The following is a 20,817-nucleotide window of genomic DNA, read 5'->3' on the forward strand; positions in this document are numbered from 1 at the left end:
TCCTAACTTAGTTGTTGTAGAGGTCGATGATCGCGCTGACCGCCTGGTTCTTGACCTTGGAGGCGTCGTTGCGCGCCTGCTCGATCTTGTCCAGGTAGGCTTCGTCGATGTCGCCGGTGACGTACTTGCCGTCGAACACCGCGCAATCGAAATGCTCGATCTTGATCTTGCCACCGCCGACCGCTTCGATCAGGTCCGGCAGGTCCTGGTAGACCAGCCAGTCGGCGCCGATCAGTTCGGCGACATCCTGGGTGCTGCGGTTATGAGCAATCAGCTCGTGGGCACTCGGCATGTCGATGCCGTAGACGTTAGGGAAGCGTACCGCCGGGGCGGCCGAGCAGAAGTAGACGTTTTTCGCGCCGGCTTCGCGGGCCATCTGGATGATCTGCTTGCAGGTGGTGCCGCGCACGATCGAGTCGTCCACCAGCATCACGTTCTTGCCGCGAAATTCCAGTTCGATGGCGTTGAGTTTCTGGCGCACCGACTTCTTGCGTGCGGCCTGGCCGGGCATGATGAAGGTACGGCCGATATAGCGGTTCTTGACGAAACCTTCGCGGAACTTGACGCCCAGGTGGTTGGCCAGCTCCAGCGCCGCGGTGCGGCTGGTGTCGGGAATCGGGATGACCACGTCGATGTCGTGGTCCGGACGCTCGCGCTGGATCTTCTCGGCCAGCTTCTCGCCCATGCGCAGGCGCGCCTTGTAGACCGAAACGCCGTCGATGATCGAGTCAGGGCGAGCCAGGTAGACGTGCTCGAAGATGCACGGCGACAGCTGCGGGTTGGTCGCGCACTGACGGGTGTGCAGCTTGCCCTCTTCAGTGATGTACACCGCTTCGCCCGGCGCCAGGTCACGGATCAGGGTGAAGCCCAGCACGTCCAGCGAAACGCTTTCGGAGGCGATCATGTACTCGACGCCTTCGTCGGTGTGACGCTGGCCGAAAACGATCGGGCGGATGCCATTGGGGTCACGGAAGCCAACGATGCCGTAGCCGGTGATCATCGCCACCACCGCGTAACCGCCGACGCAACGGTTGTGCACGTCGGTGACCGCGGCGAATACGTCTTCTTCGGTCGGTTGCAGCTTGCCACGCACCGCCAGCTCATGGGCGAAGACGTTGAGCAGCACTTCCGAGTCGGAACTGGTGTTGACGTGGCGCAGGTCGGACTCGTAGATCTCCTTGGCCAACTGTTCGACGTTGGTCAGGTTGCCGTTGTGCGCCAGGGTGATGCCGTAGGGCGAGTTGACGTAGAACGGCTGAGCCTCGGCCGAGGTCGAGCTGCCCGCGGTCGGGTAGCGCACGTGGCCAATACCCATGTGACCGACCAGGCGCTGCATATGACGCTGCTGGAACACGTCACGGACCAGGCCATTGTCCTTGCGCAGGAATAACCGGCCATCATGGCTGGTCACAATACCGGCAGCGTCCTGGCCGCGGTGCTGGAGGACGGTTAGCGCGTCATACAGCGCCTGATTGACGTTCGACTTACCGACGATACCGACGATGCCACACATGCGACGCAACCCCTACTTAATGAAACTGGACTGAACAGCGGTCAAGGCGTTTTGGGCCCAAGCAGCTGTTCCTGGAACGGGAGATCAGCCGGTGCGCTGATCCCGCTGGCTAGCCACTGACTGGTGAACCCCAGAATGAGGTTTTTCGACCAGTCAGCTACCAATAGAAATTGTGGCAGGAGGCGAGACTCCTGCCACCACTGATCCTGTTGTACCGGCCCCAGGCTCAACAACCCGACGGCCACTACCACCAGCAAGGCCCCGCGGGCAGCGCCAAAGGCCATGCCCAGGAAGCGATCGGTCCCGGACAGCCCGGTGACGCGAATCAGCTCGCCGATGAGAAAGTTGATCATGGCCCCCACCAGCAGGGTGGCGACGAAAAGAATGGCGCATCCGCCGATGACCCGGGCCGAAGGCGTCTGGATATAGGCTTCCAGGTACTGCGACAGCGAGCCACCGAACATCCAGGCCACGGCACCGGCGATGATCCAGGTAAGCAGCGACAAGGCCTCTTTGACAAAGCCGCGCTTGAGACTGATCAGCGAAGAAATGGCGATGATCGCGAGAATCGCCCAGTCGACCCAGGTAAATGCCACAGTGGTGCCTGCAAACGGATAAGGCGGCGCATTTTACCAGAGCAACGGGCTGTCGGTAAGCAGTGATTTACCGCCCGGTGCGGGCCGGGCGGCAAGGGTTCAACTGCGCTCGGGTTGGAAGCGTACGACAAAGCCCTTGAGCTTCTGCTGGCGGTTGATCACATCACGCAGGCGCTCGGCCTCAGCGCGCTCGATCAACGGCCCGACATACACCCGGTTCATGCCTTCGGCCGAACGGATATAGGCGTTGTAGCCCTGGCTGCGCAGGGTTTTCTGCAGGTTGTCGGCACTGGCGCGGTTGGACAAGCTGGCCATCTGGATCGACCAGCTGACCGGCAGGCCGTTGGCGTCGATCTTGCCCGCTGCCGGCTTGGGCGCCGTGGCGACCGTGGCCGCGGGCTTGGCCGGCGCCTTGGCTGGCGCAGGCTCGGCCGGTTTTGCGGCGACAGCCGGTACAGCCGGGGCCGGGGTTGGCGCCGGCGTGGCACTTGGCACCGGGGCAATTGGCGCGCTGGGCGCCTGCGCCGGGGCAGCGGACTGCTCGACGATGACGGGCTCCTCAGGCAATACCTGCGGCTCCGGCACCTGCACCGGCTCCACCTGCACTTGCGGCAGGGTCGGTGCAGCCGGCGCCTCAGGGGCTTCGACGCGCACCTGGCGCATTTCATCTTCGCGGGAGAACAGCATCGGCAGGAAGATCACCGCCAGTGCCACCAGCACCAGCGCCCCGACCATGCGTTGCTTGACCACTTTATCCAGCAATGCCATTTGCCCCGTCCTCCGTGGCCTGCCGGTCGAGCCACTGCAAGGCTTCGCCGACACAGAAAAATGATCCGAACAGCAGGATTTCATCATCCGCCGTTGCCTGCGCGCACTGCCCTTCCAGAGCGGCAGCGACACTGGCGTAAGACTGCACCGCAGCGCCAAGGTTCGTCAGCGCCGCGTGCAGCTCGGCGACCGGCCGGCTGCGGGCGGTATCCAGCGGCGCCACGGCCCAGGCCTGAACCTGTTGCTGCAGCGGCTTGAGCACACCCTCGAGGTCCTTGTCGGCGAGCAGACCGAACACCGCCAGGCGCTTGCCCGGCAGCGGCCGGGCGGCCAGGCGCTGAGCCAGGTACTCGGCAGCATGCGGGTTGTGCCCGACATCCATGAGGATAGTCAACGCTTTGCCTTGCCAGGTAAAGGCCCGGCGATCAAGGCGGCCGACCATGCGTGTACTGCGCAGGGCCGCGGCGATTTGCCCGGCATCCCACGGCAGGTCGAGCAACAGGTAGGCCTGCAGCGCCAACGCGGCGTTTTCCATCGGCAGGTCGAGTAACGGCAGGTCCTGCAACTCGACCACCTCGCCGCGGGCATCGACCCCGCGCCACTGCCAGAACTGGTCGGTGCTGGCCAGGTCGAAGTCGCGGCCACGCAGGAACAGCGGGCTGTGCAAGGCGCGAGCCTTGTCCAGCAAGGGCTGTGGCGGATTGAGGTCGCCGCACAGGGCCGGCTTGCCTGCGCGGAAAATCCCGGCCTTCTCGAAGGCTACCGACTCGCGGGTATCCCCCAGGTAATCGCTATGATCGACACCGATGCTGGTCACCAGCGCCAGGTCGGCATCGACGATATTGACGGTATCCAGGCGCCCGCCCAGGCCGACTTCGAGCACCACGGCGTCCAGCGCCGCCTGCTTGAACAGCCAGAACGCCGCCAGGGTGCCGGCTTCGAAGTAGGTCAGGGTAATTTTGCCACGGGCCGCCTCGACGGCGGCAAAGGCTTCGCACAGCTGCTCATCGCCGGCTTCAGCGCCGTCGATCTGCACCCGCTCGTTGTAACGCAGCAGGTGCGGCGAGCTGTAGACCCCGACCTTGAGACCCTGGGCGCGCAGAAACGCGGCCATGAAGGCGCAGGTCGAGCCCTTGCCGTTGGTGCCGGTCACGGTGATTACCCGTGGCGCCGGCTGGCCCAGCCCGAGCCGCGCAGCGACCTGTTGCGAACGCTCCAGGCCCATGTCGATGGCCGACGGATGCAACTGCTCGAGATAGGCGAGCCAGTCGCCAAGGGTACGTTGGGTCATACGGTGGCAGGCGCCGGCGGAACGACGAGCGGCTCGCTCACTGGAGCGACGAACTTCGGCGTCGGCAGGCCCATCATTTGCGCCAGCAAGCTGCCCAGGCGCTGACGCAGTTCCTGACGCGGGATGATCATGTCGATGGCACCGTGCTCGAGGAGGAACTCGCTGCGCTGGAAGCCTTCTGGCAGCTTCTCGCGTACGGTCTGCTCGATCACGCGCGGGCCGGCGAAGCCGATCAGCGCCTTGGGCTCACCGACGATGACGTCGCCGAGCATCGCCAGGCTGGCGGAAACGCCGCCGTAGACCGGGTCGGTCAGCACCGAGATGAACGGGATGCCTTCTTCGCGCAAGCGCGCCAGTACCGCCGAGGTCTTGGCCATCTGCATCAGCGAGATCAGCGCTTCCTGCATGCGCGCACCACCGGAGGCCGAGAAGCAGACCATCGGGCAGCGGTGTTCCAGGGCGTAGTTGGCGGCACGCACGAAACGCTCGCCGACGATGGCGCCCATGGAGCCTCCCATGAAGGAGAATTCGAAGGCACTGACCACGACCGGCATGCCCAACAGGGTGCCGCTCATGGAGATCAGCGCGTCTTTTTCGCCGGTCTGCTTCTGCGCGGCAGTCAGGCGGTCCTTGTACTTCTTGCCATCGCGGAACTTCAGGCGATCGACCGGTTCCAGGTCGGCACCCAGCTCAACACGGCCTTCGGCGTCGAGGAAAATGTCGATACGGGCGCGGGCGCCAATACGCATGTGATGGTTGCACTTAGGGCAGACATCCAGGGTCTTTTCCAGCTCCGGACGATACAGCACGGCCTCGCAGGACGGGCACTTGTGCCACAGACCTTCAGGGACCGAACTCTTCTTCACCTCGGAACGCATGATCGAAGGGATCAGTTTGTCTACTAACCAGTTGCTCATGCTTTCTTTCTCCAGTAGCGGCGACCGGCAGGCTATGGCTGCCAGCTCGCGCGTATGCCCTTGAGCTCAATTCGTGTATGACGCGATGATGGTCCGGCTCCGGCGCCCGCCTGCAGCGAGCCACCCCGATACCGCACCATCGTCAACCTGTAAGGGCGACGCCAGTGGCGTCACCCGGTAATTTCGACCGGCCCATGGGCGCGATCCGGCAGCACCGGGCTGCGAAAGCTATGGACGATGGCGCGCGGCCAGCCGTCACATCCGCAGCATGCAGCGATTTCACGCCTGCTTGACCGCACGGATAAATGCCTCGATCCGTGCCGGGTCCTTGATGCCCTTGGCCTGCTCCACGCCCCCGCTGACATCCACCGCGTAAGGCCGCACCTGCTGGATGGCGTGCGCCACGTTCTCAGGCGACAAGCCACCGGCGAGGATGATCGGCTTGCTCAGTTGCGCAGGCACCAGCGACCAGTCGAAGGCCTCGCCGGTACCGCCTGGCACGCCGGCCACGTAGGTATCGAGAAGAATACCGCTGGCACCGCTGTAGAGCTTGCAGCTGGCCTCCAGGTCGTCGCCCGGGCGCACCCGCAATGCCTTGATCCATGGGCGGTTGAGACCTGCGCACTCGGCCGGGGTTTCATCGCCATGAAACTGCAGCAGGTCCAGCGGCACCGCTTCGAGGATTTCCGTCAGCTCACAGCGGCTGGCGTTGACGAACAGACCCACCGTGGTGACGAACGGCGGCAGTGCGGCGATGATCGCCCGCGCCTGCTGCACACTGACCGCCCGCGGGCTTTTGGCATAGAACACCAGGCCGATGGCATCGGCACCCGCCTCGGCTGCGGCCAGCGCATCCTCGATGCGGGTAATGCCGCAGATTTTGCTGCGAACGGCGCTCATGACCTGTGAACCTCAGCAGAAAGCGGAAAGTCCCGGATGTTAGCAAATGGCTTGCGGGCCGTCAGCCTGTCAATGTCTCATAGCCGGTCAGGAAGTGTGGGCCAATGTAACGCTCGGGCAGCTCGAACTCGTCGTGGTACTCGACCTGCACCAGGTACAGCCCGTACGGATGCGCGGTCACCCCGCCGGCGCGCCGCTCGCGGCTTTCCAGCACTTCCCTGGCCCACTCCAGCGGACGCTCGCCGGCGCCGATGGTCATCAGCACGCCGGCAATGTTGCGCACCATATGGTGGAGGAAGGCACTGGCGCGGATGTCGAGGACGATCATCTGGCCGTGGCGGGTAACGCGCAGGTGATGAAGATTCTTGATCGGCGACTTGGCCTGGCACTGGCCAGCGCGGAAGGCGCTGAAGTCGTGGGTGCCGACCAGGTACTCGGCGGCCAGGGCCATGCGCTCGACGTCCAGCGGCCGGTGGTTCCAGGTCACCTCTTCGCCCAGGTGCGCCGGGCGGATCTGGTCGTTGTAGATCACGTAGCGGTAACGCCGGGCGATGGCCTTGAAGCGCGCATGGAAGTGCGCGGGCATTTCCTTGGCCCAGGACACGCTGATGTCATGGGGCAGGTTGATATTGGCGCCCATGGTCCAGCCCTTCATGCTGCGCACCGCCTGGGTGTCGAAATGCACCACCTGGCCACAGGCATGCACGCCCGCATCGGTGCGCCCGGCGCAGTGCAGGGTGACCGGCGAATCGGCCACCCGCGACAAGGCTTCTTCCAGGGTTTGCTGCACGCTCGCCACGCCACTGGCCTGGCGCTGCCAGCCGCGGTAGCGCGAGCCTTTGTACTCAACGCCCAAAGCAATACGAAAGAAGCCTTCGGCCGCCACTTCGGCAGCCGCGTTATCAATGATTTCCAAGGGATACAGCCTGTTGGTTTAGCAGATGGCGGTAATTATAACGACAACGGCAGCCACTTGGGCTGCCGTCGGCGGTACACAGGCTGAACTCAGACCAGGCGCGAGAGCAGCTCGTCGGCTTCCTGGCGCTGGGCATCGCTGCCGTCCTTGCGCACTTCATCGAGGATGTCGCGGGCGCCGTCATGGTCGCCCATGTCGATATAGGCCCGGGCCAGGTCAAGCTTGGTGGCCACTTCGTCGGCGCCGCCGAGGTAGTCGAAATCATCGTCCAGGTCGTCGCTCAGGGCGGCGTCCGCTTCAGTGAAGTGCGCTTCGATCGATGGCTGCTCAAGGCTTTGCGACAGCTTGTCGAGTTCGGCGTTGACGTCATCGAGCTCCGAGGCAAAGTGCTTGTCCGCCTCCGAGTCGTCCAGCGACAGCGACAGGTCGAAGTCTTCCGGCAGGTCCAGCTCGCTCAGCGGGTCGAACTCCGGCATGGTTTCATCGAACGCCGCCAGCTCGGCGGCGACATCGACGTTTTCGCTGCTCGGCGGTGGCGCAGGCTCGTCGCCTGCGACATCGAGGTCAAAATCGGCCAGGTCATCCAGGGCCTGCTCAGGCTGGGCAAGATGCTCTTCCAGCAAGGCGTCGAAGTCCGGTTGAGCGGGGCTGGTTTCGCCCGCGACTTCTGCCACCTGCGGTTCTTCAACGGCCAGCGAAGGCTCATCGAGCAGTGGCGGTTCGTCCAGTTCCAGGCCTTGCAGATCTTCCTCCAGGCTCAGGTCGAAAGCGCTGTCCAGGTCGTCTTCAGGCAACGGCTCAAGATCCGCCAGCGGCTCCTCAACGGCAGGCTCAGGCTCAACGACCGGCTCGGCCTCAAGCACAGGCTCGACTTCAGCGACCGGCTCGGCAAGCGCTTCGTCCTGCAGCAGCTCCTGGACGTACTGGGCGTCCAGTTCGGCCGCCAGCGCCGCAGCACTGACACCTGCGCCAGCGACTGCCAGCATGGCCGGGAAGCGGTTTTTCAAGGCTTCGACATCGGCATGGTTCTGGCCGGTGGCGATCAACTGGCGCTCGTGGCCGACAAAGCCATCCCGGTCGCCCTGACGGGCGTAGACTTCCATCAGCTTCAAGCGCAGGTCGCTGCGCTCCGGCGCGGCGGCAACCGCGGGCTCCAGTAGCTCGGCGGCGTGATTGAGGCGGCCACGGGCGATGTTCAGCTCCACTTCGTCGAGCAAGGTATCGCCGGTCGGTGCCGCAGCACTGGCCGCCGGGGCAACCAGCGGCGCGGCAATCGGGCCTTGCACCGGTGTGCTCGGCGTAGCTTGCGCAGGTTCAGGCGCAGGCTCTTCGGCAGGCAATGCGGCGGCTGTCGCGGCAGCAGCGGACGCGGCCACCACTGCCGGCGCCAGGGTAACGCTCGGCGGCACCACGTCCAGGCCTTCAAAGCTGCTTGGCGGCAGGTCCAGGTCTGCAGCGCGCTCGCCCTCCTCCGCCAGGGCCCGGGCCATGCGCAGGTGTTTTTCCGCTTCCTGGTCGGCCTTGCGCTTGCGGGCCAGCAACAGCAGCAAAAGCAACAGCACCAACACCGCGGAGCCGGCAATCAGCGCCAGCAGCAATGGGTTGCCGAGCAGATCGTCGAGCATTTTGTTCGAATCGGCCGGCGCCTGTTCGGCGACCGCAGGCTGCGCCGGGTCAACCGGTGCGGTATCGACCGCTGCCGGCGCTGGCGTGACTGCTGGCTGCGCAGGTGCCGGGGCCGGTTGCAGCTCGGCAGAGATCGCCGGTGGCTGGGTCGCGGCGGCTTCAGGCGCAGCGGCATCTGCGGCGCCCTGGGCCTCGAGCTTGGCCAACTGGTCGTTCTTCAGCGCAATCAGGCGCTGCAGTTTGTCCAGTTGGCTCTGCAGGTCGGCCATGCGGCCTTTGAGTTCTTCATTGTCGCGACGGCTGGTGTCCAGGCTTTCCTGGGCCATGGCCAATTTGTCGCTGAGGCCTTTGCTGCCCGCGGCGGCCTTGCTGCCGGGCGCGACCAGCTTGAGGTTGTCCTGATTGGCGATGCGCGCCGGCGCCGCCTCGGTGCCGCTGCGCCGGGTGGCGTCGAGCTGGCGCGCACGCGGGCCCAGGCGCCGGCCTTCGCGCCAGGCAGCGTACTGCTCGGCGACTTCGGTGACGGCCTGGGCCTGAGGAATACTGGTGATCTGCTGCTGATCGGGCAGGCGCAGGACCTGGCCGGTTTTCAGCAGGTTGATGTTGCCGTTGATGAAGGCATCCGGGTTCAACGCCTGGATGGCCAGCATCGTCTGCTGCACCGAACCACCCTGACGGGCTTTCGAGGCGATTTCCCACAGGGTATCGCGACGCACGGTGGTGTAGTTGGCTGCCGTCACCGCAGGTGCAACGCCCGCCGGCGCCGGTTGCCCGGCCGGCGTGTTGAACTTGGCCGGGTCGACCAGCACGCTGTAATCGCGCAGCAGTCGACCGCTCGGCCACATGACTTGAACCAGGAACTTGACCATCGGGGCCGGCAGCGGTTGGCTCGAGGTCACCCGCAACACGCTCTTGCCGTTGGGGTTGATCACCGTGGTGAAGGTCAGGTCATTGAGAAACGCCTGGCGCTCGACACCGGCCTTGGCGAACTCCTCGGGCGGCGCCAGGCTCGGCGCCACTTCGGCCGCCGTCAGGTCGCGGACATCGAGCAGTTCGATCTCGGCATCCAGGGGTTGGTTCTGCGCTGACTTCAACGTCAGCTCGCCCAACCCGAGGGCATGCGCCATACCGGACGACAGCGCCGACGCCGCGGCAATTGCTAAGACCAGTTTGCGAATTCGAAGCATGACCTCTTCCTTTGAATGAACCTTCCCCGGCAACCGAGAACAAGTGGGGCAAATTGTCGGCAAGTATCTTTTACACAAGGCCTTTTATCAACAATTGCGCCAGCTGGACCGCGTTCAGGGCCGCGCCTTTGCGCACATTGTCGGTGGTCAGCCAGAGGTTGAGCTGCTCAGCCTCGTCGATTCCACCGCGTACCCGTCCAACATAGACCACGTCCTGGCCCACTGCGTCACCCACTGGCGTCGGATAATCGCCCTCCTCCACCAGCTCGATGCTGTCAGCGGCTTCCAGCGCGGCGTTGACCGCCGCCAGGTCGACCGGCGTACGGCTTTGCACGGACACACTGTAGCTATCGCCGAAAAACACCGGGACTTGAACGCAGCTCACGGAAATCTTCAGTGAAGGCAAGCCGAGCACCTCGCGCAACTCGCTGACCAGGCGGCGCTCCAGGGCACCATGGCCTTCGGCATCGCTGGCGCCGACCTGGGCCAGCAGGTTGAAGGCCATCTGCCGGTCGAAGAAGCGTGGCTCCAGCGGCCGGGCATTGAGCAGCTCGGCAGTCTGCCGGGCCAGCTCGTTGACCGCCTCGCGCCCTTGGGCCGAGACTGCCAGGCACGCGGTAACGTTGATGCGCTCAAGCTCCAGCAGGCCCTTGAGTGGCGCCAAGGTGACCGCCAGGGCGATCGCGGCGGCGCTTGGGCTACTCAGTTGCAGCGGCGCCTTGAGGTTGTCGAGCACCGCCGGGTTGGCTTCTGGCACCACCGCCGGCGCCTGTTCGGCCGGCAGGCCGCCGGACAGGTCGATCACCGCACAACCGGCCGCCTGCGCCCGTGGCGCGAAGCTGCGGGTCACCGCCGGGCCGGCGGCAAAGAAAGCCAGCTTGACCTTGCTGAAGTCGAAGCTGTCGACCTCGCGCACGCGCAGGCTCTTGCTGCGAAACATCACACCGCTGCCCGCCGATTCGTTGCTGGCCAGCAGGTGCAGGGTGCCGACCGGGAAATCGCATTCATCCAGAATTTGTACAAGGGTCTCACCGACTGTACCGGTGGCACCGATGACGGCGATATCAATAGGCTGGCTCATGGAAAAATCCTCTGCTGGAACGGCGGGAGCGGCACTTTACTTGGATTTCGTCTTGCAGTCTTGTGCCTGCTGCTACTGGCGCTGCTTATGCAGCCCATCGCTGGCAAGCCAGCTCCCACAAGGGTCTGTACAAACCGAACCTGTGGGAGCTGGCTTGCCAGCGATGCTTTGAGGGCCAACAAAAAAGCCCGCGCTGTTTCCAGCACGGGCTTGGGTTCAACACTGACTGGCGATCAACGCTCCAGCAGGATCCGCAGCATGCGCCGCAGCGGCTCGGCCGCCCCCCACAGCAGCTGGTCACCGACGGTGAAGGCGCCCAGGTACTGGGAGCCCATGTTCAGCTTGCGCAGGCGACCCACCGGGATGTTCAGCGTCCCGGTGACGTTGGTCGGGCTGAGCTCCTGCATGCTGATTTCACGCTGGTTCGGCACCAGTTTCACCCAAGGGTTGTGCTGGCTGATCATGCCTTCGATGTCGGCGATCGGCACGTCCTTGTTCAGCTTGATGGTCAGCGCCTGGCTGTGGCAACGCATGGCGCCGATGCGCACGCAAATACCGTCGACCGGGATCGGGCTCTTGAAGCGGCCGAGGATCTTGTTGGTCTCGGCCTGGGCCTTCCACTCTTCACGGCTCTGGCCGTTAGGCAGTTCCTTGTCGATCCACGGGATCAGGCTGCCAGCCAGCGGCACACCGAAGTTCTCGGTCGGGTAGGCTTCACTGCGCATGGCCTCGGCGACCTTGCGGTCGATGTCGAGGATGGCGCTGGCCGGGTTGGCCAGGTCATCGGCCACGGCGGCGTGGGTGGCACCCATCTGGCGGATCAGCTCACGCATGTTCTGCGCGCCGGCGCCGGAGGCTGCCTGATAGGTCATGGCGCTCATCCACTCGACCAGGCCCGCTTCGAACAGGCCGCCCAGGCCCATCAGCATCAGGCTGACGGTGCAGTTGCCGCCGATGTAGTTCTTGGTGCCCGCGTCGAGCTGCTGGTCGATGACCTTGCGGTTGACCGGGTCGAGGACGATGACCGCGTCATCCTGCATGCGCAGGCTGGAAGCGGCGTCGATCCAGTAGCCCTGCCAGCCGGCTTCGCGCAGCTTGGGGAAGACTTCGTTGGTGTAGTCGCCGCCCTGACAGGTCAGGATCACATCGAGGGTCTTGAGCTCTTCAATGCTGTAAGCGTCCTTGAGCGGAGCAATATCCTTGCCCACTGCCGGACCCTGGCCACCGACGTTGGAGGTGGTGAAGAACACCGGCTCGATCAGATCAAAATCCTGCTCTTCCAGCATCCGCTGCATGAGCACGGAACCGACCATACCGCGCCAACCGATCAGACCTACACGTTTCATCGCAACTACACCTTTGCTAAAAAGTGGGCCGCTGCTTCACAAGGAAAAACAGCAGCGGGCCCGAGAGATTACAGATTCCGCAGCGCTGCGACTACTGCGTCGCCCATTTCCTGCGTACCTACCTTGCTGCAACCGGCCGACCAGATGTCGCCGGTGCGCAGCCCCTGATCCAACACCAGGCTGACGGCCTTTTCAATGGCTTCGGCTGCCGCCTGCTGGTTGAAGCTGTAGCGCAGCATCATCGACACCGAAAGAATGGTCGCCAACGGGTTGGCAATGCCCTGGCCGGCGATGTCCGGTGCCGAGCCGTGGCAAGGCTCGTACATGCCTTTGTTGTCGGCATCCAGCGACGCTGATGGCAGCATGCCAATGGAGCCGGTGAGCATGGAAGCTTCATCCGACAGGATGTCGCCGAACATGTTGTCGGTGACCATCACATCGAACTGCTTGGGTGCACGCACCAGTTGCATGGCGGCGTTGTCGACGTACATGTGGCTGAGCTCGACATCCGGGTAGTCCTTGGCCACTTCCTCGACGATCTCGCGCCACAGCTGGCTGGAAGCCAGGACGTTGGCCTTGTCCACCGAGCAGAGCTTCTTGCCGCGCACGCGGGCCATGTCGAAACCGACCCGGGCGATACGGCGGATTTCGCTTTCGCTGTACGGCAGGGTGTCGTAGGCCTGGCGCTCGCCGCCTTGCAGCTCGCGGGTGCCGCGTGGCGCGCCGAAGTAGATGCCGCCGGTCAGCTCACGAACGATGAGGATGTCCAGGCCCGCGACGATTTCCGGCTTGAGCGACGAGGCGTCGGCCAGTTGCGGGTAGAGGATCGCCGGGCGCAGGTTGGCGAACAGGCCCAGTTGCGAACGGATCTTCAGCAGGCCGCGCTCGGGGCGAATGTCGCGCTCGATCTTGTCCCACTTCGGCCCGCCAACGGCGCCGAGCAGCACTGCATCGGCCTTGCGTGCACGAGCCAGGGTCTCGTCGGCCAGGGGTACGCCGTGCTTGTCGATGGCGGCGCCACCGATCACGTCGTGCTCCAGGCTGAAGCCGAGCTGGAACTTGTCGTTGGCCAGCTCCAGAACCTTGACCGCCTCGGCCATGATTTCCGGACCAATGCCATCACCTGGAAGAATCAGAATCTGCTTGCTCATGCTTTCCTCTATTCAATTCAAGCGGCACGCCCTGTTGGCCTGCCGGAAAAAACCTAGCGTTCGGCCCAGAGCACCACAACATCGGTGCTGAACGAGCCGTCGGCTTCAATCTGGTAATACTGCCGTACTTCTTCGCCCATCGCCTGCTGCAATTGGCGAATGGCGCCACGCATCACTTCAGGGGTGCGCATGCGCTCGACCCAGGAGCTGTACTCCAGGCGCAGGCGCTGGCGGCTGTGGCTGCGGGTGAAGAGGCCGGCTTCGCTGACCTGTTGCAGCCATTCGCTGGCCGAATAATCGCGCACATGGCTGGTATCGCGCAGCACTTCGACGCTCTGCAGGTAGGTATCGAGCAGCGGGCTGCCCGGCGACATCACGTCGATGAAGGCCGCCACGCCACCCGGCTTGAGCACCCGGCGCACTTCACGCAAGGCCAGGCCGAGGTCGCTCCAGTGGTGCGCCGAGTAGCGGCTGAAGACGAAATCGAAGGAAGCATCGGCGAACGGCAGACGCTCGGCGGCGCCGCGCTCGGTAACGATGTTCTCGAAGCCGCGTTCGGCAGCTGCGGCGGCAACTACGTCGAGCATCTGCTGCGACAGGTCATAGGCCACCACTTCACGCACCAGCGGGGCAACGTGGAAACTCACATGGCCGGCGCCACAGCCAAGGTCCAGCAGGCGTGCGCGGCCTTGGCCGGCAAGTTCGGCCTGCAACAAGGCAAACTCACTGCCCTGGGCATGCACGGCGCTGCTCAGGTAGGCACTGGCCTGTTCACCGAACTGGCGCTGGACGACGTCCTTATGGGTGGTGCTGGTCATTGCGATCTCCTTGGCCTCATCGCTGGTAACGCCAGCTCCCACACAGGCTGTGGTGCTCACAGCACCTGTGGGAGCCAGTCTTGCCGGCGATGGCGTCAGCCGGTTCACCGTATTAGTCAGACGTCACGAAACAACCAGGGCTGGCTAGCCCGATGCTTGGCTTCAAAGGCGGCGATCGCATCGCCGTCCTGCAAGGTCAGGCCGATGTCATCCAGGCCGTTGAGCAGGCAGTGCTTGCGAAACGCGTCGATCTCGAAGCTCAGCACCTTGCCGTCCGGGCGGGTCACGGTCTGCGCCTGCAAGTCCACGTTCAACTGGTAGCCAGGCTCGGCTTCGACCTGCTTGAACAGCTCATCGACCTCTTGCTCGCTGAGGATGATCGGCAGCAAGCCGTTCTTGAAGCTGTTGTTGAAGAAGATGTCGGCGTAGCTCGGCGCGATGATGCTGCGAAAGCCGTATTCTTCCAGGGCCCAGGGCGCATGCTCGCGGCTCGAACCGCAACCGAAGTTCTCGCGGGCGAGCAATACGCTGGCCCCCTGGTAACGCGCGTGGTTGAGTACGAAATCCGGGTTCTGCGGGCGCTTGCTGTTGTCCTGGTACGGCTGGCCGACATCCAGGTAGCGCCATTCATCGAACAGGTTGGGGCCAAAGCCGGTGCGCTTGATCGACTTCAAGAATTGCTTGGGAATGATCTGGTCGGTGTCGACGTTGGCACGGTCCAATGGCGCGACAAGGCCAGTGTGCTGGGTAAAGGCTTTCATGCTGCGCTCCCTTGGATCAACTCACGTACATCGATAAAACGGCCGGTAACGGCGGCGGCGGCGGCCATTGCCGGGCTCACCAGGTGGGTACGACCACCGGCACCCTGGCGCCCTTCAAAGTTGCGATTGGAGGTGGAGGCGCAATGCTCGCCACTCTCCAGGCGGTCGGGGTTCATCGCCAGGCACATCGAGCAACCCGGTTCACGCCACTCAAAGCCCGCTTCGAGGAAAATCTTGTCCAGGCCTTCTTTTTCCGCCTGGGCTTTGACCAGGCCCGAGCCAGGCACCACGATCGCCTGCTTGATGGTCGCGGCCACCTTGCGGCCCTTGGCGATTTCGGCGGCGGCGCGCAGGTCTTCGATGCGCGAGTTGGTGCAGGAGCCGATGAACACCCGGTCAAGCTGGATGTCAGTGATCGCCTGGTTGGCGCTCAAGCCCATGTACTTCAAGGCCCGCTCGATCGAGCCACGCTTGACCAGGTCGGCTTCGGCAGCCGGGTCCGGCACGTGCTGGTCGACGGCCAGGACCATCTCCGGCGAGGTGCCCCAGCTGACCTGCGGCTTGATCTGCGCAGCGTCCAGCTCGATCACTGTGTCGAACACCGCATCGGCGTCGGACACCAGGTCTTTCCAGGCTTCGACCGCTTGTGCCCACTGCTCGCCTTTGGGCGCATACGGGCGGCCCTTGACGTACTCGACGGTTTTTTCATCGGTAGCCACCAGGCCAACCCGGGCACCGGCTTCGATGGACATGTTGCAGATGGTCATGCGGCCTTCGACCGACAACTCGCGAATGGCGCTGCCGGCAAATTCCATGGCATGGCCGTTGCCGCCTGCGGTACCGATCTTGCCGATCACGGCGAGGACGATGTCCTTGGCAGTGACGCCGAACGGCAATTTGCCTTCGACGCGCACCAGCATGTTCTTCATTTTCTTGGCCACCAGGCACTGGGTCGCGAGCACGTGCTCGACCTCGGAGGTGCCGATACCGTGGGCCAGGGCGCCGAAGGCACCGTGGGTCGAGGTGTGCGAGTCGCCGCAGACCACGGTCATGCCCGGCAAGGTCGCGCCCTGCTCCGGGCCGATGACGTGGACGATGCCCTGACGCACGTCATTCATCTTGAATTCGACGATGCCATACTCGTCGCAGTTTTCATCGAGGGTCTGAACCTGCAAACGCGAAACCTGGTCGACAATGGCGTCGATACCGCCCTTGCGCTCAGGAGTGGTGGGCACGTTGTGATCAGGCGTGGCGATGTTGGCATCGATGCGCCAGGGTTTGCGATTGGCCAGGCGCAGGCCTTCGAAGGCTTGCGGCGACGTCACTTCGTGAATGATGTGACGGTCGATGTAGATCAGCGCCGAACCATCGTCGCGCTGCTTGACCAAATGCGAATCCCAGAGCTTGTCGTAAAGCGTTTTGCCGGCCATCAGACTGTTCCTCATCAGCGTCTTTCTATGCCAATAACCCCTTGGCTTGTACGGACGATGCTATGCCGGTAGATTGAATAACTCAAATTCATAATTTTTATGCTTTGGATAACCAAAAGGAATTCGAGTAGTGGACCTGGCCAACCTCAATGCCTTTATCGCGATCGCCGAGACCGGCAGCTTTTCCGGGGCCGGCGAACGCCTGCACCTGACCCAGCCGGCGATCAGCAAACGCATCGCCGGCCTTGAGCAGCAGCTGGATGTGCGCCTGTTCGACCGCCTGGGCCGCGAGGTCAACCTGACCGAGGCCGGCCGCGCCTTGCTGCCGCGCGCCTACCAGATACTCAATGTGCTGGACGACACCCGCCGGGCCCTGAGCAACCTCACCGGTGAAGTCAGCGGGCGCCTGACCCTGGCCACCAGCCATCACATCGGCCTGCACCGCCTGCCACCGCTATTAAGAGCCTTTACCCGCCAGTACCCGGCGGTGGCGCTGGACATCCAGTTTCTCGATTCAGAAGTAGCTTACGAAGAAATCCTCCATGGCCGAGCGGAAATTGCCGTAATCACCCTGGCCCCGGAGCCCCACCACCTGGTACGCGCCGTGCCGGTATGGGACGACCCGCTGGACTTCGTCGCCGCCCCCGAGCATCCACTGGCGCGCAAGGGCGCGGTGAGCCTGGCCGACATTGCCCACCATCCGGCGGTTTTTCCCGGCGGCAACACCTTCACACACCATATTGTCCAGCGCCTGTTCGAAGCCCAGGGCCTGGCCCCGAACATCGCCATGAGCACCAACTACCTGGAAACTATCAAGATGATGGTTTCCATCGGCCTGGCATGGAGTGTGTTGCCACGTACTATGCTCGATGAGCAGGTTGCGCCCATCGCCTTGCCGGGCATACAGCTGTCGCGCCAGCTAGGCTACATTCTGCACACCGAGCGAACGTTATCGAATGCCGCCAGGGCCTTTATGGCACTGCTCGACAGCCAAGCAAGCCCCTTGAACCACTGAGGTAGCATCCGGGCAAGCCTGCCCGCTCAAGGACGCGTTATCTGCCAAAGGTCTGGTATCGATGCCCAAATCAGCAAACCGTTTTCCGCGCATGCCCCGAATTCATGCGGCGGACCCTCAGGAATCGGAGCAAACCTGGGAAAACGCCCCGCAACTGCTGGCGGCGCTCAACGGTGCGCGCCTGGGTGCCTGGTTCTGGGATGTCGAGACCGGGCAGATCAGCTGGTCGCGCGGCACCCAGGCACTGTTCGGCTTCGATCCGCACCACCCACTGCCCAACGACCTGGACTACCTCGAACTGGTGCCCATGGAAGACCGCCCCCGTGCCCTGCAGGCGTTTCATGCAGTGGTCAATGGCGAGCCGGTGGAGCAGGCTCTGCGCCATCGCATCCGTTGGCCCGATGGCAGCCTGCACTGGCTGGAAATCAATGGCAGCATGACCAAGGACCGCAGCGGACGGCGGCAAATGGTCGGGGTAATCCGCGAGATCACCCGTCAACGCGAACGGGAAGCGGCGCTGATCAACTCGGAAAAGCGCTTCGCCACCCTCTTCCACCTGAGCCCCAATGTCATCCTGCTGACCCGCCGTGCCGACGGCATGATCTACGAGGTCAACCAGCATTTTGAGAACATCCTCGGCTGGCCGGGCCACCAGATCATCCACAAGAGCACCCTGGAGCTGGGCCTGTGGGTCCATCCGCAGCAGCGCCACCAGGTACTGGCGGCGACCAGCGGCACCAGCGGCCCGGTGACCCTCGAAGTGCAGTTTCGCGGCAGCAACGGCGAAATTCACGACGGCATTCTCTGCACCCAGAATATCGAGCTGGAAGGCACCGCCTACCTGCTCAGTACCTTTGTCGACACCAGCGAACGCAAGCGCGCCGAACAAGCACTCAAGGACAGCCAGGAACGCCTGGACCTGGCCCTGGACTCGGCGCAGCTGGGCACCTGGGACTGGCACATCCCCAGCGGCATGCTTTACGGCTCGGCGCGCGCGGCCCAGTTACACGGCCTTGAACCGGCCCCCTTTCACGAATCCTTCGAGGCGTTTTTCGAAGGCGTGCCGGAACTGGAGCGCAGCACCATGCGCCAGGCCTATCGCAGCCTGCGTGAAGGCCCGGCCGGCAACTACCAGATCACCTACCGCATCCAGCTGGAAGATGGCACCTCGCGCTACATCGAAAGCCGTGCACGGCTGTACCGCGACGAACAAGGCAACCCGCTGCGCATGGCCGGCACCTTGCTGGACATCAGCGACCAGGTCGAACGCGAACAGCGCCTGACCAGCTCCGAAGAAAAGTTCGCCAGCCTGTTCCAGGCCAGCCCCGACCCGATCTGCGTCACTCGCCAGGACAGCGGCCAGTTCATCGAGATCAACCCGGCCTTTACCCAGGTGTTTGGCTGGAACGCCGAGCAGGTACTGGGCAACACCGCCGAACAGATCGGCCTGTGGGCCGAGTCCGCCGAACGCGCCCGACGCATCGAACGGGTGATCCGTGACCAGGCCCTGAACAACGTCGCCGTGGTGGTCAACCACAAGGACGGCCAGCCGCTGACCTGCGTGATCTCCAGCCGCCTGATCAAGGTCGACAACCAGCCCTGCAGCGTCACCACCCTGCGCGATATCACCCAGCAGCAGCGCGCCGAGGCGGCGCTCAAGGCCAGCGAAGAGAAATTCGCCAAGGCGTTTCACTCCAGCCCCGATGCCATCACCATCACCGAGCGCGACAGCGGCCGCTACCTGGAGGTCAACGATGGCTTCTGCCGCCTGACCGGCTACAGCGCCGCCGAAGTGATCGGCCAGACCGTGCACGACATCGGCATCTGGGCCGACGACAAGCAGCGCGCGGCGCTGCTCAGCGAATTTCAGGAAAAAGGCCGTGTGCATCACCGGGAAATGCTCGGGCGCAACAAGCGCGGCGACATTCTTACCGTCGAGGTGTCGATCGAGCCGATCAACCTCAACGAAACCGAGTGCCTGCTGCTCACCGCCCGCGACGTCAGCCAGTTGAAGAACGCCCAGGCGCAAATCCGTCACCTGGCCTACCACGACCCGCTGACCAACCTGCCCAACCGCGCCCTGCTGATGGACCGCCTGAGCCAGCAGATCGCCCTGCTCAAGCGCCACAACCTGCGTGGCGCCCTGCTGTTTCTCGACCTCGATCACTTCAAGCACATCAACGATTCCCTCGGCCATCCGGTCGGCGATACGGTGCTCAAGATCATCACCGCGCGCCTGGAAGCCAGCGTGCGCCTGGAGGACACCGTCGCGCGCCTGGGCGGTGACGAATTCGTGGTCCTGCTCAGCGGCCTGGAAGGCAGCCGCGAGGAAGTCACGGAGAAAGTCCGCGAACTGGCCGACACCCTGCGCGAACTGCTGGCCGAGCCGATGTCGCTGGACGGCCAGCGCCTGCAGGTGACGCCGAGTATCGGCGTGGCGCTGATCCCCGACCACGGCTCGACCCCGGCCGACCTGCTCAAACGCGCCGACATCGCCCTGTACCGGGCCAAGGATTCCGGGCGCAACACCACGCAAATGTTCCACACCACCATGCAAAAGGCCGCCAGCGAGCGCCTGCGCATGGAAAACGACCTGCGCCTGGCCTTGGCCCGCGGCGAACTGGCCCTGCACTTCCAGCCCCAGGTCGATGCCCGCGACAACCGCATCGTCGGTGCCGAAGTGCTGTTGCGCTGGCACCACCCGCAACTGGGCCAGCAGCCGCCGGCGCAGTTCATCCAGGTGCTGGAAGAAAGCGGGCTGATACTGGAAGTTGGCAACTGGATCCTCGACGAAGCCTGCGATGCCTGTGCCGGCATGCTACGCGACGGCCTGATCGCTCCGGACGACTTCAGCCTGTGCGTGAACATCAGCCCGCGACAGTTCCGCCAGAACGACTTCGTCGAGCGGGTGATGCGCAGCCTCGACGACTTCCGCCTGCCGCACAGAATCCTCACGCTGGAGATTACCGAAGGCATCGTCATTCAGAACCTGGAAGACACCATCAGCAAAATGCGCGAGCTCAAGGCCTTGGGCGTGAGCTTTGCCATGGATGACTTTGGTACTGGCTACTCTTCGCTGACCTACCTCAAACGCCTGCCGGTGGACGCCCTGAAGATCGACCAATCGTTCGTCCGCGACGCACCGCTGGACCCCAACGACGCCGAGATCGTCCGCGCCATCGTCGCCATGGCCCGCAGCCTGGACCTGGCGGTGATCGCCGAAGGGGTGGAGCTGTCGGAGCAGCTGGAGTTTCTCGAGCGGCTGGGGTGCCATTTGTACCAGGGGTATCTGCATAGCCGGCCGTTGCCGCTGGGGGAGTTTCGGGCGATGTTGCTTGAAGCGCCGGCAGGCTACTAAAGCGACCGAAAATGTAGGAGCGGGCTTGCCCCGCGATAGCGCCCTGCCTGCCAAATCGCATCGCGGGTCAAGCCCGCTTCCACAAAGCAAGAGCGAAGCGAATTGTGCTCTTGATCTTGATCTGCTTGTGATCTTGATCTACC

The 20,817-nt window shown here is 63.9% G+C and carries 16 protein-coding genes; 2 read left to right on the top strand and 14 right to left on the bottom strand.

From position 1 onward, the window contains the following. Positions 1–7 precede the first annotated feature (7 nt). The 14 genes from purF to leuC form a co-directional block, all read right to left on the bottom strand. Entirely contained in the window at positions 8–1,513 is a 1,506-nt protein-coding gene (gene purF / locus KHO53_RS02465; protein ID WP_010223267.1) for an amidophosphoribosyltransferase, read from the bottom strand. A 41-nt stretch (positions 1,514–1,554) separates the two neighbouring features. Next, on the bottom strand, positions 1,555–2,109 hold the full coding sequence (locus tag KHO53_RS02470; protein ID WP_036996463.1) for a CvpA family protein: 555 nt from the start codon (positions 2,107–2,109) through the stop codon (positions 1,555–1,557). A gap of 99 nt (positions 2,110–2,208) precedes the next feature. Next, positions 2,209–2,877 (bottom strand): SPOR domain-containing protein, encoded by a 669-nt coding sequence (locus tag KHO53_RS02475; protein ID WP_036996464.1) that lies wholly within the window; start codon positions 2,875–2,877, stop codon positions 2,209–2,211. After that, positions 2,861–4,168, bottom strand: coding sequence for a bifunctional tetrahydrofolate synthase/dihydrofolate synthase (folC, locus tag KHO53_RS02480; protein ID WP_213569941.1), 1,308 nt, complete (start codon positions 4,166–4,168; stop codon positions 2,861–2,863). Before folC ends, KHO53_RS02475 begins: the two co-directional genes overlap by 17 nt. Further along, the gene (accD, locus tag KHO53_RS02485; RefSeq protein ID WP_010223261.1) at positions 4,165–5,085 is read right to left on the bottom strand and encodes an acetyl-CoA carboxylase, carboxyltransferase subunit beta; all 921 of its coding nucleotides are present in this window, start codon (positions 5,083–5,085) and stop codon (positions 4,165–4,167) included. Before accD ends, folC begins: the two co-directional genes overlap by 4 nt. Before the next feature lie 279 nt (positions 5,086–5,364). Further along, positions 5,365–5,985, bottom strand: coding sequence for a phosphoribosylanthranilate isomerase (locus KHO53_RS02490; RefSeq protein WP_010223260.1), 621 nt, complete (start codon positions 5,983–5,985; stop codon positions 5,365–5,367). Positions 5,986–6,046: 61 nt separating this feature from the next. Continuing rightward, entirely contained in the window at positions 6,047–6,871 is an 825-nt protein-coding gene (gene truA, locus KHO53_RS02495; RefSeq protein ID WP_412034238.1) for a tRNA pseudouridine(38-40) synthase TruA, read from the bottom strand. A gap of 119 nt (positions 6,872–6,990) precedes the next feature. Beyond that, entirely contained in the window at positions 6,991–9,714 is a 2,724-nt protein-coding gene (locus tag KHO53_RS02500) for a FimV/HubP family polar landmark protein (RefSeq protein ID WP_213569943.1), read from the bottom strand. Between the two features lie 70 nt (positions 9,715–9,784). Then, entirely contained in the window at positions 9,785–10,795 is a 1,011-nt protein-coding gene (locus KHO53_RS02505) for an aspartate-semialdehyde dehydrogenase (RefSeq protein WP_010223257.1), read from the bottom strand. Positions 10,796–11,028: 233 nt separating this feature from the next. Next, the gene (gene asd / locus KHO53_RS02510; RefSeq protein ID WP_010223256.1) at positions 11,029–12,141 is read right to left on the bottom strand and encodes an aspartate-semialdehyde dehydrogenase; all 1,113 of its coding nucleotides are present in this window, start codon (positions 12,139–12,141) and stop codon (positions 11,029–11,031) included. 68 nt (positions 12,142–12,209) lie between these two features. Next, positions 12,210–13,292, bottom strand: coding sequence for a 3-isopropylmalate dehydrogenase (leuB, locus tag KHO53_RS02515; protein WP_036996469.1), 1,083 nt, complete (start codon positions 13,290–13,292; stop codon positions 12,210–12,212). A 53-nt stretch (positions 13,293–13,345) separates the two neighbouring features. Further along, the gene (locus tag KHO53_RS02520; protein ID WP_010223254.1) at positions 13,346–14,110 is read right to left on the bottom strand and encodes a class I SAM-dependent methyltransferase; all 765 of its coding nucleotides are present in this window, start codon (positions 14,108–14,110) and stop codon (positions 13,346–13,348) included. Between the two features lie 116 nt (positions 14,111–14,226). After that, positions 14,227–14,871 carry a 3-isopropylmalate dehydratase small subunit gene (gene leuD / locus KHO53_RS02525; RefSeq protein WP_036996470.1) on the bottom strand — a complete coding sequence of 215 codons (645 nt, stop codon included), beginning with the start codon at positions 14,869–14,871 and terminating at the stop codon, positions 14,227–14,229. Further along, the gene (gene leuC / locus KHO53_RS02530; protein ID WP_010223252.1) at positions 14,868–16,301 is read right to left on the bottom strand and encodes a 3-isopropylmalate dehydratase large subunit; all 1,434 of its coding nucleotides are present in this window, start codon (positions 16,299–16,301) and stop codon (positions 14,868–14,870) included. The genes leuD and leuC overlap by 4 nt, the downstream gene beginning before the upstream one ends. Before the next feature lie 130 nt (positions 16,302–16,431). On the opposite strand from leuC, the gene KHO53_RS02535 reads away from it, so the two are divergent. Further along, positions 16,432–17,316: a LysR family transcriptional regulator gene (locus tag KHO53_RS02535; protein ID WP_010223251.1), complete on the top strand. Its 885-nt coding sequence runs from the start codon at positions 16,432–16,434 to the stop codon at positions 17,314–17,316. Positions 17,317–17,377: 61 nt separating this feature from the next. Further along, positions 17,378–20,674, top strand: a complete 3,297-nt coding sequence (locus KHO53_RS02540) for a sensor domain-containing protein (protein ID WP_213569944.1) — start codon at positions 17,378–17,380, stop codon at positions 20,672–20,674. The last annotated feature ends 143 nt before the right edge of the window (positions 20,675–20,817 follow it).

Origin of the sequence: Pseudomonas sp. RC2C2, from assembly GCF_018390435.1 — a bacterium.
GTDB classification, from domain to species: Bacteria; Pseudomonadota; Gammaproteobacteria; order Pseudomonadales; family Pseudomonadaceae; genus Aquipseudomonas; species Aquipseudomonas donghuensis.

What these genes read in the sequence shown, in the direction of transcription:
- purF (WP_010223267.1), bottom strand. Translation starts at nt 1,513, where the DNA reads ATGTGTGGCATCGTCGGTATCGTCGGTAAGTCGAACGTCAATCAGGCG.
- KHO53_RS02475 (WP_036996464.1), bottom strand. Translation starts at nt 2,877, where the DNA reads ATGGCATTGCTGGATAAAGTGGTCAAGCAACGCATGGTCGGGGCGCTG.
- folC (WP_213569941.1), bottom strand. Translation starts at nt 4,168, where the DNA reads ATGACCCAACGTACCCTTGGCGACTGGCTCGCCTATCTCGAGCAGTTG.
- accD (WP_010223261.1), bottom strand. Translation starts at nt 5,085, where the DNA reads ATGAGCAACTGGTTAGTAGACAAACTGATCCCTTCGATCATGCGTTCC.
- KHO53_RS02490 (WP_010223260.1), bottom strand. Translation starts at nt 5,985, where the DNA reads ATGAGCGCCGTTCGCAGCAAAATCTGCGGCATTACCCGCATCGAGGAT.
- KHO53_RS02500 (WP_213569943.1), bottom strand. Translation starts at nt 9,714, where the DNA reads ATGCTTCGAATTCGCAAACTGGTCTTAGCAATTGCCGCGGCGTCGGCG.
- KHO53_RS02505 (WP_010223257.1), bottom strand. Translation starts at nt 10,795, where the DNA reads ATGAGCCAGCCTATTGATATCGCCGTCATCGGTGCCACCGGTACAGTC.
- asd (WP_010223256.1), bottom strand. Translation starts at nt 12,141, where the DNA reads ATGAAACGTGTAGGTCTGATCGGTTGGCGCGGTATGGTCGGTTCCGTG.
- leuB (WP_036996469.1), bottom strand. Translation starts at nt 13,292, where the DNA reads ATGAGCAAGCAGATTCTGATTCTTCCAGGTGATGGCATTGGTCCGGAA.
- KHO53_RS02520 (WP_010223254.1), bottom strand. Translation starts at nt 14,110, where the DNA reads ATGACCAGCACCACCCATAAGGACGTCGTCCAGCGCCAGTTCGGTGAA.
- leuD (WP_036996470.1), bottom strand. Translation starts at nt 14,871, where the DNA reads ATGAAAGCCTTTACCCAGCACACTGGCCTTGTCGCGCCATTGGACCGT.
- leuC (WP_010223252.1), bottom strand. Translation starts at nt 16,301, where the DNA reads ATGGCCGGCAAAACGCTTTACGACAAGCTCTGGGATTCGCATTTGGTC.
- KHO53_RS02540 (WP_213569944.1), top strand. Translation starts at nt 17,378, where the DNA reads ATGCCCAAATCAGCAAACCGTTTTCCGCGCATGCCCCGAATTCATGCG.